This is a genomic window from Peribacillus sp. FSL R5-0717, from assembly GCF_038002945.1.
Classification (GTDB): Bacteria; Bacillota; Bacilli; order Bacillales; family DSM-1321; genus Peribacillus; species Peribacillus frigoritolerans.
Map to the genome: position 1 here is coordinate 716,039 of NZ_JBBOOF010000001.1, position 13,671 is coordinate 729,709.

The window sequence follows — 13,671 nt, forward strand, 5'->3', positions numbered from 1 at the left end:
TTTCCACCTTGCAATATTGGTGATAGTTTCTTATTCGATACTGTTTCCTAATTCCCTGCAAAGTTCGACAATGTTTTCATAAGTTTATTTGTAAAACATGCACGATCTTCCTTTGTGAATGCTTTCGGCCCTTTCGTATGCTTACCCTGCCTGCGGAGTTTCGCCGACTGATAACGCATATCCAAGAGCATGAAAATATTCTCTTCCGTGTATTCTTTTCCCCTTGGCGAAAGGACATAAACGTTTTTAGGAAGCAGTGTCCCAGCCAAACCAATATCTGCAGTAACGACAATATCACCCTTTTTTACTGAGTTTACTATATAAAGATCTGCCGCTTCTTTGTCTGCATCGACATATACCCATTTACCTTCAGGGTTATTCATCATATTTTTATATGATGCAACAAAACAGACTTCAATTTCGTGCAAACTTGCACAATGAAGGATTTCGTCTTTGACCGGGCATGCATCGGCATCGACGTGTATCGTAGGTTTATTATTCATACCTTCTAATTCTACATCTTTCTGCATAATCCTTTTTCTCCCCTAAACTTTATGAAGATATGGTGAATTTCCAGCATGATTCAAAGCGTTCCCTCTAAAAGAGCAAACATTATCCTTCAAAGAATACCTGTTTATGCAAGTGAAAGCACCTCATTTGCCTTGAAAAAGACCAGCCCTTCCTGAATTATACGGAACATGTCGAATTATTTTTATGATAAAAACCTTGACATCTCATTAACCTTTAGTTTATTCCTTATTAATTAAGTCTAAACCTTAAGATTACTTTTTTCTCACAATTTTTTATTATAGTCTATTTGATTAGAAGATGCCAACATTTAAATCCCGAATGTGTTTTCATGCAAATCAATGGATTTGCACGTTGAAACTAAGAGGAATTTTATGTAATTATTTTGAATTTATTCTTATTAATCCCTTATTTGACCTTGGCATTAAAATGTGAGCTGACACATAGAGTGTCTAGCTCACATTTGATTTGCCTTAATTTAAGGATCAACGGTTTTTGTTTTGAAGGATATTGATGATTAAATTGGCTGTTTCTTCAACAGCTTTATTGGTTACATCAATGATAGGACAATTCAGCCTTGATATGATTTTATCAAAGTATGTCAATTCTTCTTTTATGCGCTCCACATTTGCGTAAATGGCATGATCATTGAGCCCAAGTGACTTTAATCGTTCTTTACGAATATGGTTCAGCTTTTCCGGGCTGATCTTTAAACCAATGCATTTTTCAGGAGGTACCAGGAACAGCTCTTCTGGCGGTTCCACTTCAGGCACTAAAGGTACGTTCGCCACTTTATAGCGTTTGTGGGCTAAATATTGTGATAATGGCGTTTTGGAAGTGCGTGAAACACCCACAAGGACGATGTCTGCACGTAAAATGCCGCGAGGGTCACGTCCATCATCATATTTTACAGCAAATTCAATGGCTTCCACACGCTTGAAATAGTCATCATCCAGCTTTCTTACCAGACCAGGTTCATTAAGCGGCCCTTTTGGAGCCCTTTCCTGAAGGATGTCCATGAGCGGCCCTAAAATGTCATAAGCAGCCAGGTTTTCTTTCTCGACCTGTGCTTTCATATACGCTCTAATTGCTGGCTTCACCAGAGTATAAGCAATGATTGCCCCATCCAACTTAGCCAGTGATATCACTTCATCCACGTTTTGTTCATCTTCAATATACGGAATTCTCTTTATGGAAAAAGCAGATCCCGAGAACTGGCTTGCAGCGGCTTTTGTGACCAATTCCGCTGTTTCTCCTACTGAATCCGATACAACATATATAATAGAACCGTTCATATTCTCCGTCATTCCTTTTGCAAGCCCCCTAATAGCCTTCATCAGCCAAAGCTACGAATGCTTTCGTAATATTGGTTTTTGTAATCCTTCCAATTACTTCATAGCCCTTTTCTGTGTCTTTGACGACCGGTAATGAGTCGATTTGTTTATCAATCAGTTTTTTGGCAACATCAATCAAAAGGTCTTCTTTTGAACACATTGTAATATTGGGCATCCTAGTCATGATGATATTGACTGGAATGGAGTTAAGCTCTTGTTTCCCAATACTCGCACGCAATAAGTCTTTCCTTGATAAGACACCAACAAGCAATGCATGCTTATCGACGACGAACATTGTTCCGACATCTTCTAAAAACATCATGACGATTGCATCGTATACGGAAATGCCCTCGTCAACGACGACAGGTATCGATTGGTAGTCCCGTACATATAGATGGTTAAGGCTATCTGTCAAAAGCTGTGTCCCTGATCTGCCTGTATAGAAATACCCCACTCTGGGCCGGGCATCAAGAAAACCTGCCATCGTTAAAATCGCTAAATCCGGGCGAAGTGTCGCCCTGGTAAGGTTCAATCTATCCGCAATATGTTCTCCAGTAATCGGTCCGTTTTCTTTTACAATTTGTAAAATTTGTTCCTGACGCTTATTCAATTGGATTATAATCACCACCCCACTGCTTTCGCAGAGTAAAGTAACAAAAGTTATTCATTTAATAATTATATACTAAATAATTTAATTAGGGCATTTTTGTCCTATTTATTGATCATTTATCTTTTTAAGAAATCGGAAACCCATATTCAAAGGGTTTCCGATTCCATACATCCTTTCGATCATGTAAGGATGATTTTATTCATGGCAGCAAAACCTGCAACCAAATCACTGATTTCCTTCATTAAGGATAAACGGTTGTTGCGGATTGCTTCATCCTCTGCCATGACCATTGTATTCTCGAAATATGACTCTATTTCCGATTGAAGCGAAACAAGCTCTTCAAACCGCTCATTCTCATCTTTAGATTCCATATAACGCATTGCCACTTTTTGATATTTTACATATAACGCATTTTCTTGATCATTTTCAAAGGCAGCAGGGTCGACTGTCACCTGATTGTCACATTTTACGGCAATGTTCATGACCCGGCTTAAAGCTTCCAGGCTTTCCTTAAAGCCTGCTTCTTCTTTTTTCGCATCCAATACATGTGCACGTTCCACGATTGAGTGGATATAACCGATCTCATTGAACAAAACTGCGTCAATCAAATCGTAACGGATTTGCTGTTCTTGGAGCATGTGTTTGACACGTGCTTTAAAGAATGTGAACATATCCGCTTTAACTTCTTCAAGATCACGTTTTAAGATACCTTTTGATTCCGGTCCTTTAAGACCTAAACCAATAAGCTCCTCTAATGAAATATCCCATTTCTTCTCAGCTAGAATTTGGACCACACCGCTCGCCTGCCTTCTTAATGCGTAAGGATCCTGGGAACCTGTCGGGATGACGCCAATAGCGAAGAACGAAGACAATGTATCAATTTTTTCAGCCAAACTCACAACCGCTCCAATGACTGAAGGCGGTACAGCATCATCCGCATGCCTTGGCATATAATGTTCATTGATAGCCGCTGCCACTTCTTTGGCTTCCCCTTTTAAGAGAGCATATTTTTCACCCATATACCCTTGCAATTCAGGGAATTCATAAACCATATTACTTACCAAATCGAACTTGGCAATTGCCGCTGTACGAAGCGCCATTTCTTTTTCCGCCTTTAAATTCAAAGCATCCGCAAGAGCACCGGTCACTTCAGTTACCCGGGCAGTTTTCTCGGCCAATGTACCGATTTCTTCATGATAAACGATGCTGTCAAGCTTTTTCAAAGCATCCGAAATCTCTTTTTTCTGATCTTCTTTATAGAAAAATGCTGCATCCGATAAGCGGGCACGCAATACTTTTTCATTACCTTTAGAAACCTTATCCAAATGGCGGTCATCGCCGTTGCGCACGGTTACAAAGTAAGCAAGCAGGTTCCCTTCCTGATCTTTAACAGGGAAATAACGTTGGTGTTCCTTCATTGATGTGATAAGTACCTCAGCAGGAAGCTCAAGGAATTCTTCTTCAAAATGTCCAAATAATACCGTTGGATACTCTACCAAATTATTTACCTCTTCAAGCAGATCTTCATCGACAGGGATGATCCAGCCTTTCTCCTGCTCAAGCTCTTTAATCTGATCCAATATAACTTGCCGGCGTTTATCTGGATCTGCCATTACAAATTGTTCTCTCAGCATATCTTCGTACTGTTCCGGCTCCTCGATGGTGGCGCTATTGCCTAAGAAACGATGTCCTTTTGTTTCACGGCCCGTTTCCACATCAGCAATGCTGAAAGGCACTATTTCATTGCCAAATAAGGCAATCAGCCATTTAATCGGACGGACGAAGCGGAGCTCCTGATTGGCCCAGCGCATATTTTTCGGGAACGTCATGCCGCTGATGATTTCAGCAAGCTCAGATAAAAGCTGAACGGTCTGCTGTCCTTTTATGAATTTATTCACATGGACATATTCCACTCCCTTGAGTTCTTTAAAATAAATGTCCTCTGAAGTCATGCCTTGACCCCTGACGAATCCCAATGCTGCTTTAGACCAGTTGCCTTCGCTGTCCAACGCGATTTTTTTGGCCGGACCTTTTGCCTCTTCTTCGATATCCTTTTGGGATTCTTCCACGTCCTTCACCAATACGGCCAAACGTCTTGGTGTGGAAAAAGCTTCAACCGTCCCGAATTCTATCGCTTTTTCCGTTAGCCATTGCTGCACTTTATCTGACAACTGTTTCATTGATGCTGTCACAAATCGGGCAGGCAGCTCTTCCAATCCAATCTCCAATAACAAATCACGCTTGCTCATTTGTATTCTCCCCTTTCACTTTCAGGATCGGGAAGCCTAATTTTTCCCGCTCTTCATAGAAGGTTTTGGCAACCTTACGCGCTAAGTTACGGCACCGGGCAATATAACCCGTTCTTTCCGTCACCGAGATGGCACCTTTGGCATCCAAAAGGTTAAATGTATGGGAACATTTCAAAACATAATCATATGCAGGATGTACAAGTCCTTCTTCCATTTGTCGATGCGCTTCCTTTTCATACATCGTGAAAAGCTGAAACAGCATGTCAAGGTCGGAGGTTTCGAACGTATATTTCGAATGTTCGTATTCCGGCTGACCAAATATATCGCGAACAGTGAATCCATCTGTCCATTCTAGGTCAAATACGTTTTCCTTATCTTGAATGTAAGAGGCGAGACGTTCGATCCCGTATGTAATTTCCACGGAAACCGGTTTACACTCAAGGCCGCCCACCTGTTGGAAATATGTAAATTGTGTGATTTCCATTCCATCAAGCCACACTTCCCAACCGAGACCGGCACACCCTAAAGAAGGATTTTCCCAATTGTCCTCCACAAAGCGAATATCATGCTCGAGCGGATTTATCCCTAAAGCACGTAATGAATCCAAATACAACTCTTGGATATTGTCAGGCGACGGCTTCATGATCACTTGGAACTGATGATGCTGATACAGGCGATTAGGGTTCTCACCATAACGACCGTCAGCAGGACGGCGGGAAGGCTCTACGTAAGCGACGCTCCAAGGCTCCGGTCCAATGGCTCTCAGGAACGTGTATGGGCTCATCGTTCCTGCCCCTTTCTCGACATCATAAGCATTCATCAATATGCAGCCTTGTTCAGACCAATGCTTTTGTAACGTTAAAATCATATTTTGAATATTCATCGTACACCTCCAGGTTATTTAAACGGCTCTTTTTAAGATTAAAGGTCGGAAACCCATTACATTTTGGCAAACAAAAAACTCCCGTCCCTATGCGAAATGCATAGGGACGAGAGTATACCCGCGGTTCCACCCTAATTGCCGTTTACAAAACGGCCTCTTTTCAAAGCAACATGCTCCGGAAACGCCCTTCTCTGTATATCCATATCCCGGCTTCCACCGTCCCGGGTTCGCTTTTTATGGAGAATGACAGATACTCTTTTCCATCAACGCAATCTTCTTATTTTGATGATTAGAATTTTATACAAACTAGCATGGAATGTCAATAGGTCAGAACCTAAAACATATCTTTCATCGAATCAATCTGTTTCAGGAACTTTTTTGATTTCAAAAGCAGACCGGAATATTCCTCATAATATGCATCGATGATCTTCCGCAGTTCTTTTTTCGTTTCAGGCTTAACGGAAATATTTCCGAGCCTTGATAAATCGAAATAATAAAAAATTCGAAGCATTTTGACGGCTGCAGGTGAAATTTTAAAATGATAAGGGTCTTTCCCCAGACAGCGGTGACAAATAAAGCCCGCTTCCCGAAGCGAGAAGGAGAATTCCCCTTCCGTTTCGCCACATACAGCACACTGATTCAGCACTGGGTTAATCCCATTGACGGGCAGCATCTTCATTTCAAAAATGAATGTCAAAACCTCCGCGTCATATTCCTCGTTTATGTAATGCAAGGTTTGCGAAAGCAATTCATACAAATATGGATTCGGTTTCTTATCCTCGACGCTTTTATCAAGCAATTCAACAATATATGAAGCATAAGCTGTGGCAAAAAGATCCTCCCTTATGAAACGGAGTGAATCGACCATTTCGCCTTGCTGAAGACTGCCGAGTCCGGTTGATGTGGTTACAAGAAAATACCCGGAGCAAAAAAGCTGTGTGACGGCTGAAAGCCTGCTGTTAGGTTTACTGGCCCCTCTCGCCATGACGCCAATTTTCCCTAGCTCACGGGTATATATAGTAATGATTTTGTTATTTTCTCCATATGCAGTTCGTCTTATGACAATGCCTTCACATTTTTGGAGCATACCAAGACACCACCCATGCTTGCCAAGGCTAACCTATGAAACAGGAAAATCAATTTCTGCTAGCTCATCATTCAATCCCAAGTGTCTTTCCTGTCTCTCGACTTCTATCTCCTTAAACAGCAAATAGGTGTCCACATTACCTGTTTCAGTGAATAATTCCCAGGTAAAATCCAACATATAAAGCCCACCTTTCATTTTTAACTAGCAATATGAATATCCGACCATATGATTAGCTTGACCGTTTTCCTAACTTTCATGATGCGTAAATTTTGTTAATTAATACTCGCTTTCATTGAAGCCGTAATCACGAAGCTGGCTTGCTTTGTTACGCCAATCCTTCTGTACCTTCACCCATAGTTCCAAGAAAACTTTAGAGCCCAATAGGTTTTCGATATCCACCCTGGCACGGCTGCCGACTTCTTTAAGCATTTTCCCTTGCTTTCCGATGACAATGCCCTTTTGTGAATCCCGTTCGACAACGATAGTCGCCATGACATTGATGGTGTCGCTATTGTCCATCTTTTTAATTGAATCGATGACAACAGCCACTGAATGTGGAATTTCTTCCCGTGTCAGGTGCAGTACCTTCTCGCGGACCAATTCGGAAATGATAAAACGTTCCGGATGGTCGGTCACTTGGTCAGCTGGATAGAACTGGGGACCTTCAGGCAGATGCTCTTTGATTTGTTCAAGCAGAGTATCCACATTATTTCCTTCAAGCGCAGAAATCGGAACGACTGCCGCAAAAGGGTAAAGCTGTTGGTATTTTTCAATGATCGGAAGCAAATCATCTGGATGCATCGCATCGATTTTGTTTACGACCAGGAAAACAGGCGTTTTTACGGATTGAAGTTTTTCGATGATGAACTCGTCACCGCGTCCGTATCCTTCAGTCGCATTGATCATGAAGAGAATCAAATCAACTTCCTTCAATGTATTCGTTGCCACTTTCATCATGAAGTCGCCAAGCTTATGCTTTGGTTTATGGATGCCGGGTGTATCGATGAATATCATTTGTGAATCGTTTTGCGTAAGTACACCCTGGACCTTATTTCTTGTAGTTTGCGGTTTATCACTCATAATGGCGATCTTCTGGCCGATGACCCGATTCAGAAATGTACTTTTTCCAACATTAGGTCGTCCAATTATTGAAATGAAACCTGATTTGTAACCTTTTACTTGTGTATCGTCAAATAGTTTATCCATTTAAATCCTCCGGTGAAAAAGCTCCTGGAAGCAATTCCTGTACTGTTAGTTCTTTTATATCCCCATGTAAGTTGGTCAAAACGACCGGCATATCCTTTTCGCACAGTTCTGAAATAACCTGCCTGCATGCCCCGCATGGAGCGACGGGACCATCGGTATCCGCCACGACTGCAAGTTTGGTGAATTTTTTATCGTCATGGGCATAAGCGCTGAATAAAGCTGTCCTTTCGGCGCAATTACACATGCTGTATGCAGCATTTTCTATATTACAACCATGATAGACCTTTCCATCAGCGGTTAAAAGGGCTGCCCCCACCTTAAACTTGGAGTAAGGCACATAAGCTTTATCCCTTGCTTTTTTAGCTTCCTCAATCAATTCTTTTGTATTCAATTCACATCTTCCTTTCAAATTGAGTACCATTTCGGCAACCTACAGGCCAACCTTAGGCAAAAAGATAATCAATCCAACTATTATAGAAAATATAGCATATATGAATACAGCTCCGGCTGCAATATCTTTTGCCTGCTTGGCAAGCGGATGGATTTGGTCCGTTACCAGGTCCACTACCCTTTCAATCGCGGAATTAACGAGCTCCAACGTAATCGTACCGGCTATGGCCGCCAAAATGAAAAGCCACTCCATCCCATTCAATGAGAAGTGCCAACCAAAGAATACGACGATTGCCGTTAACGCGAAATGGATCTTGATATTGCGTTCAGTCCGAACAGCCTCCAAAATTCCCTGACAGGCGAAAGAGAAACTTTTTAATAAAGGATACTTTTTTTTATCCTTCTCTTGAAAGTCCATATTCTTCCAAGATCTCCTTTTGTTTAGTGAACATAACTTTTTCATCTTCTTCATTCATATGGTCGAATCCCAATAAATGAAGAAAACCATGCAGTGCTAAAAATCCAAGTTCCCGGTCAAATGAATGACCATATTCTTCAGCTTGTTCTTTCGTGCGTTCAATGGAAATGATGATATCACCTAACATGCGGGGCATTTCCGCTCCGACAATTTCCACTTCATCTTCCCCCATTTCTTCAAGCGCAAAAGAAATGACATCTGTAGCTGAATCTTTATGACGATATTCTTTATTGATTTCCCGAATCCTATCATTGTCTACAAATGTAACAGACAGCTCGGTGTCTTTTTCAATGTTTTCTTTTCTTGCCGCAAATTGAAGAATGCTTTCAACAAGCTGCTGAGCTTCCTCCGTTACTTCATTCGTTTCATCCATTAAATCGATAGCTAAAATCATTCTTTCACCTTCTGTCCTAATTTATCCGGCTCCGGATATTCAATCCTGGAGTGGAAGATACCATTCAGCGATTCACATAAGGAATGCTTCACGATACTTAATTCTCTCATAGTAATGTCACATTCATCAAATTGTCCATCAGAAATCCTGTCCTGAATGATGAAACTAACCAGCTCTTCAATCTTCTCCGGAGTTGGGTGCTTCATCGACCTCACTGCAGCTTCCACACTATCGGCTATGCCGATGACGGCCACTTCCTTCATTATCGCCCTCGGCCCGGGATATCGGTAGGCCGCCTCGAGTGTGGACTCATCCTGTTTTTTTGCCTTATGGTAGAAAAATTTCAATAACGTGGTCCCATGATGCTGCTCTGCAATATCCACAATCTCTTTCGGGAATTTGTGACTGCGCAGCATCTCCCCGCCATCTAAGGCATGGGCAATGATGACATCCCTGCTCGTTTCCGGCTGCAGCCGATCATGCGGGTTCTCTTCACTCATCTGATTTTCGATGAAGAAGTGCGGCCGTTTCGTTTTACCGATATCATGATAATAACTGCCGACCCTTGCCAGTAAGCCATTCGAGCCGATGGCTTCACAAGCCGATTCCGCCAAATTGGCGACCATTACACTATGATGATATGTCCCCGGAGCCTCAATCAAGATCTTCCGCAATAACGGATGATTGGGATTCGCGAGCTCGATAAGCTTAATCGATGATAAAATTCCGAAACCGGCCTCGAAAAAAGGTAACAGGCCCATTGTCAAAACGGCTGCACCCACTCCAGAACCTAGGGCAGCAGAAGCATAATATAAGTACTCCATTCTAGTATAATGGCTGTCCATAATAAAGATGAGCGAAAAAACAAATGCCATATTGATTAAAGACAACAGCAGCCCCGCTACCAGCACCTTTGATTTGAAATTGGGCCTGGATAGGATGATGATTGCCGTCAATCCCCCGAAAATGATATAAAGCCCCATCGAGAAATCCAGATTTCCAGGTGTATCACCATTAAATATAATCGTACCATACGAACCTAACAATATGATCATTGCTACCGCTAACCTATCATTCAATAATATCTTGATGAGCATCGCCGCCATGGCACCCGGAAAAATGTATTCCAAGTTCGAGTTTTTCAGGTCTGCCAGAATGCTGACCGTTTTCATGGTAGCCATTGAAAGGATAAAGACAAGACTGAAGATCAATAACTGATTGTACTTGTTATCCTTTTTGGAAACGGAATAGTAGAAATAATAATAAAAAGCCGCAAAAGTCAGGAATATGAATAACAGCAGGCCGATATACGGGTAAATGGTGGACTCCGTATTTAAGAAGCCTGCCAGTTCAAGCTGCCTATATACATCCCTGTCCACTAACTGATTTTCTTCAACGATGATCTGGCCTTGAAGGATCCTGATCGGCTCCACGCTTTCAACCGCTTTCCTTCGCTGTTCCTCGGTTTTGTCCTTATCGAAAAATACATTCTGAATGATTGCCGTACGCGCAAGGGAAGTGGAGGCTTTTTTCATATCGCCACTAATGCTCATATAACCCAATTCCTCTACAACCTTTTTCTTGGCATTTTCGACGTCACTTGCAGCGATTCGGGAGCTCATCACATTATTCACTGCCGTAATGGTCGAATCCTTCGCTATTTTCAACTCATCTTCATCCGCCTGCACTAATGCTAGGAAAACGGATTCCTCGATATTTTTATTCACTTCATCAGTCAATTTTTCTTTTAATATCGAAACTTTTTGAGCATCCGTCTTTACGGTCTCTTTTTTATCCTCATCTTCTTTATGATCTTCATCGGGGTCCGTTTCTTTATTCACCTCGATCGCTGAATCGAAAATGGATGAAATCAGATCGACTTTATTTTTGGCATATTCTTTTTTTAAAGAATAAACATCCGCCACCTGTTTTGAAATCTCTTCTTTTTCCTGTTCCGTCTTATAGGTATCTTCCACAGTCTTGGTTGATCGGATCGTTTGTTCCGCAGGCTTAAAAAGCTCTACCTGAACCCTTTCCGGCTTCACATTGGAGAACATTAAACCATACGCAAACAAACCAAGTATGATGAACAAAAGCACTTGAAAAAAACGATGGACCAACAGCCCTTTTATTTGAGTGAAAAATTTCTGGATACGATTCAAGGAAGGTCCTCCTAAAAAAATGATGTTTATTATTCTAGATATGTAAAATCATAACAGTTTTCATATGAATTTTCACCTTCGTATTGATAAATGTAAAGGTTCTGTCATTTCATATCCACTTTTCCACCATAAAGTTCGTCATTTAGACACATCACGAAAAATCCGCCGATTGAAATGGCGGATTTTTTCTTATGACTTCGCCTGCTCGTAAGCAGTAATGATTTTAGCGACAAGCGGATGCCTTACTACATCACTTTGTTCAAAATAAACAAAGGAAAGGCCTTTAACATTCTTCAATATCTCTTCTACCCGGACAAGACCTGACTTCATGCCTTTTGGAAGGTCAATCTGGGTCCGATCTCCCGTAATGACCATTTTCGATCCGAAACCAAGCCTGGTCAAGAACATCTTCATTTGGGCTTCCGTCGTATTCTGGGCTTCATCCAATATGACAAAGGCATCTTCAAGCGTACGACCCCTCATATAAGCCAGGGGAGCTATTTCGATCGTTCCGCGCTCTATCATCCTTTGCGTCTGTTCCATCCCCAGGAGGTCATGGAGAGCGTCATACAGCGGTCTTAGATAAGGATCTACCTTTTCCTTCAGATCACCAGGCAGGAAGCCTAGGCTCTCCCCTGCTTCGACGGCAGGCCGTGTCAGGATGATCCGTTTAACATGTCCATTTTTCAAAGCATTGATGGCCATCACTACAGCAAGATAGGTCTTCCCGGTTCCGGCAGGCCCAATTCCAAATACAAGATCCTGTTTCTTTATTGCCTGGATATAGTATCTCTGCCCGATTGTTTTGACTTTAATGGATTTCCCCTTAGCCGTTTTAGCGATTTCCTCATCATATAATTCACCGAAATACTCCAATGTGCCTTTTCTTGCCAATTCAATTGCATAAAGCACATCTCTGGAACTGATTGCAATTCCTTTTCTGACTACAGTCAATAATGCCTTGAGGATTTCCTCCCCCATCGTTACCCGCTCGATATCCCCGGCAACACTCACCGCTTCACCTCGGGTTATGACGGAAATGCCAAGTTCCTCTTCGAGCACTTTTACATTTGAATCCCCATTGCCCAATAACGCGATCGCTTCATTGGGTGATTCGATTTCGAGCTTAATTACTTTCACATCATCTGCCATTCGTTAGTCTCCTTGAATGATTGGCTGTCCAATCGCTATATCTTCAATAACTTGGTAATGTATAGACAATTTAACTTTACCATTCTCCATGCTTTCGTGCAAAATTTTTTCTTCGACGATCTCATCTTCCTCGTCTAAATGTTTCTTTAATTCCGCTTTAGCCATTTTCCGGCCTTCCTCCACCGCTTCTTTCTCCGTATAGCTTCGTACAATATCTTCCTTGCTCCTTAAGGTCACTTGTTTATAAGAAATCGGCAGCTCCCATTGAAGAAAGTGAAAAGGCCTCACTGTCGTTTCCTTTTCCTGTTTTTCATATCCCGGATCCTTGAAGCCCCATACCGGAAGGGAAAAGCCCCCCATTTTCAAAAAGTGCTTGCTCGTTTCATCTCCGTTAAAAACAGAAAACTTGGTTTTTAACGGAACTTCCACTTTCGCTTTATACCACGTTTTCCCTTTTATTACTCCCTTTGCGGATACAATTTCCTGTTTATCCTCTTTACCAATCAATCCTGAAACAAGAAGTTGTCCTTTTCCTACATAATCATTCACATTAACAATAGATTGTCCTTTTTCAACGAACATATCAGCGATGATCGCTTTTTTTGATGCTACCAAATTCTGTGGAGATGTTTTCTCGACCTCTTTAGGCTGCCGTTTTTCCACAACCCGAAAATGATATGTCGTTCCCTTTAGCTCGACCCCCACCCATGTCAATGCACCGATCCGGTCCGACAGCTTACGCTGAATCGTATCCACATCATCAACAAAGAATTGCACTTTACCGATCTTCACGCCCATCTTGTCCAATTCTTTCCGGATGGCATGCTCGGTTGCCGGTTTGGCATCTTGAACCTCGATGCCCCATACCATATTGGAAAGTACAAATATACATAGCAGGAAAGCGATCATCCCCGCTAAAAACCCGCTGTTTTTCATGACTCTCTTCATCAGGAAAGGGAAACCCTTTCCCTGCATGAACTTTACTTTACAATCACTCTTACGCATGACCTGACGTAGTTTGGGGATATCCCTGATATCCATATGGAAAATCAGGGCTTCACTTCCGACACGCTTCACATCCCAGATATGAAGCCCCCTTCTCGTCAGCATATTAATTAACCGTTCTGCACCTTTTCCATAAGCCTTCACCTTTACATAGCCTGTATAATAGTTTGTCCATTGGTTTTTCATGGAGACC

14 protein-coding genes and 1 other annotated feature are annotated in these 13,671 nt (G+C 41.9%); all 14 genes read right to left on the reverse strand.

The window, feature by feature from the left end:
• Positions 1-47 precede the first annotated feature (47 nt).
• Entirely contained in the window at positions 48-503 is a 456-nt protein-coding gene (locus tag NYE65_RS03540) for a YaiI/YqxD family protein (RefSeq protein WP_034311344.1), read from the reverse strand.
• 510 nt (positions 504-1,013) lie between these two features.
• Positions 1,014-1,823, reverse strand: coding sequence for a pyruvate, water dikinase regulatory protein (locus NYE65_RS03545; protein ID WP_034311346.1), 810 nt, complete (start codon positions 1,821-1,823; stop codon positions 1,014-1,016).
• Between the two features lie 28 nt (positions 1,824-1,851).
• Positions 1,852-2,490 carry a helix-turn-helix transcriptional regulator gene (locus NYE65_RS03550; protein ID WP_034308483.1) on the reverse strand — a complete coding sequence of 213 codons (639 nt, stop codon included), beginning with the start codon at positions 2,488-2,490 and terminating at the stop codon, positions 1,852-1,854.
• A gap of 161 nt (positions 2,491-2,651) precedes the next feature.
• Positions 2,652-4,721, reverse strand: coding sequence for a glycine--tRNA ligase subunit beta (gene glyS / locus NYE65_RS03555; RefSeq protein WP_340859865.1), 2,070 nt, complete (start codon positions 4,719-4,721; stop codon positions 2,652-2,654).
• Positions 4,708-5,604 carry a glycine--tRNA ligase subunit alpha gene (gene glyQ / locus NYE65_RS03560; RefSeq protein ID WP_034308488.1) on the reverse strand — a complete coding sequence of 299 codons (897 nt, stop codon included), beginning with the start codon at positions 5,602-5,604 and terminating at the stop codon, positions 4,708-4,710. The genes glyS and glyQ overlap by 14 nt, the downstream gene beginning before the upstream one ends.
• Positions 5,605-5,703: 99 nt before the next feature.
• Positions 5,704-5,880, reverse strand: a binding site (T-box leader).
• Positions 5,881-5,938: 58 nt separating this feature from the next.
• On the reverse strand, positions 5,939-6,691 hold the full coding sequence (recO, locus tag NYE65_RS03565) for a DNA repair protein RecO (protein WP_328178302.1): 753 nt from the start codon (positions 6,689-6,691) through the stop codon (positions 5,939-5,941).
• Between the two features lie 33 nt (positions 6,692-6,724).
• Positions 6,725-6,868 carry a YqzL family protein gene (locus NYE65_RS03570; RefSeq protein WP_065310843.1) on the reverse strand — a complete coding sequence of 48 codons (144 nt, stop codon included), beginning with the start codon at positions 6,866-6,868 and terminating at the stop codon, positions 6,725-6,727.
• A gap of 99 nt (positions 6,869-6,967) precedes the next feature.
• A complete protein-coding gene (gene era / locus NYE65_RS03575; RefSeq protein ID WP_034308493.1) occupies positions 6,968-7,897 on the reverse strand; it encodes a GTPase Era in 930 nt (309 codons plus the stop codon).
• Entirely contained in the window at positions 7,890-8,288 is a 399-nt protein-coding gene (locus NYE65_RS03580; RefSeq protein WP_048685709.1) for a cytidine deaminase, read from the reverse strand. The genes era and NYE65_RS03580 overlap by 8 nt, the downstream gene beginning before the upstream one ends.
• A gap of 39 nt (positions 8,289-8,327) precedes the next feature.
• Positions 8,328-8,705, reverse strand: coding sequence for a diacylglycerol kinase family protein (locus NYE65_RS03585; protein WP_034308499.1), 378 nt, complete (start codon positions 8,703-8,705; stop codon positions 8,328-8,330).
• Entirely contained in the window at positions 8,683-9,159 is a 477-nt protein-coding gene (gene ybeY / locus NYE65_RS03590) for an rRNA maturation RNase YbeY (protein ID WP_034308501.1), read from the reverse strand. Before ybeY ends, NYE65_RS03585 begins: the two co-directional genes overlap by 23 nt.
• Positions 9,156-11,321, reverse strand: coding sequence for an HD family phosphohydrolase (locus tag NYE65_RS03595; RefSeq protein ID WP_264639049.1), 2,166 nt, complete (start codon positions 11,319-11,321; stop codon positions 9,156-9,158). The genes ybeY and NYE65_RS03595 overlap by 4 nt, the downstream gene beginning before the upstream one ends.
• A gap of 189 nt (positions 11,322-11,510) precedes the next feature.
• Positions 11,511-12,473 carry a PhoH family protein gene (locus NYE65_RS03600; RefSeq protein WP_034308506.1) on the reverse strand — a complete coding sequence of 321 codons (963 nt, stop codon included), beginning with the start codon at positions 12,471-12,473 and terminating at the stop codon, positions 11,511-11,513.
• A 3-nt stretch (positions 12,474-12,476) separates the two neighbouring features.
• Positions 12,477-13,664, reverse strand: a complete 1,188-nt coding sequence (gene yqfD / locus NYE65_RS03605; RefSeq protein ID WP_034308509.1) for a sporulation protein YqfD — start codon at positions 13,662-13,664, stop codon at positions 12,477-12,479.
• Between the last annotated feature and the right edge of the window lie 7 nt (positions 13,665-13,671).

Excerpts from the sequence above, each read along its gene's own strand:
- ybeY (WP_034308501.1), bottom strand. The coding sequence starts at position 9,159 with ATGATTTTAGCTATCGATTTAATGGATGAAACGAATGAAGTAACGGAG.
- yqfD (WP_034308509.1), bottom strand. The coding sequence starts at position 13,664 with ATGAAAAACCAATGGACAAACTATTATACAGGCTATGTAAAGGTGAAG.
- glyQ (WP_034308488.1), bottom strand. The coding sequence starts at position 5,604 with ATGAATATTCAAAATATGATTTTAACGTTACAAAAGCATTGGTCTGAA.
- NYE65_RS03585 (WP_034308499.1), bottom strand. The coding sequence starts at position 8,705 with ATGGACTTTCAAGAGAAGGATAAAAAAAAGTATCCTTTATTAAAAAGT.
- recO (WP_328178302.1), bottom strand. The coding sequence starts at position 6,691 with ATGCTCCAAAAATGTGAAGGCATTGTCATAAGACGAACTGCATATGGA.
- era (WP_034308493.1), bottom strand. The coding sequence starts at position 7,897 with ATGGATAAACTATTTGACGATACACAAGTAAAAGGTTACAAATCAGGT.
- NYE65_RS03570 (WP_065310843.1), bottom strand. The coding sequence starts at position 6,868 with ATGTTGGATTTTACCTGGGAATTATTCACTGAAACAGGTAATGTGGAC.
- NYE65_RS03600 (WP_034308506.1), bottom strand. The coding sequence starts at position 12,473 with ATGGCAGATGATGTGAAAGTAATTAAGCTCGAAATCGAATCACCCAAT.
- glyS (WP_340859865.1), bottom strand. The coding sequence starts at position 4,721 with ATGAGCAAGCGTGATTTGTTATTGGAGATTGGATTGGAAGAGCTGCCT.
- NYE65_RS03545 (WP_034311346.1), bottom strand. The coding sequence starts at position 1,823 with ATGAACGGTTCTATTATATATGTTGTATCGGATTCAGTAGGAGAAACA.
- NYE65_RS03540 (WP_034311344.1), bottom strand. The coding sequence starts at position 503 with ATGAATAATAAACCTACGATACACGTCGATGCCGATGCATGCCCGGTC.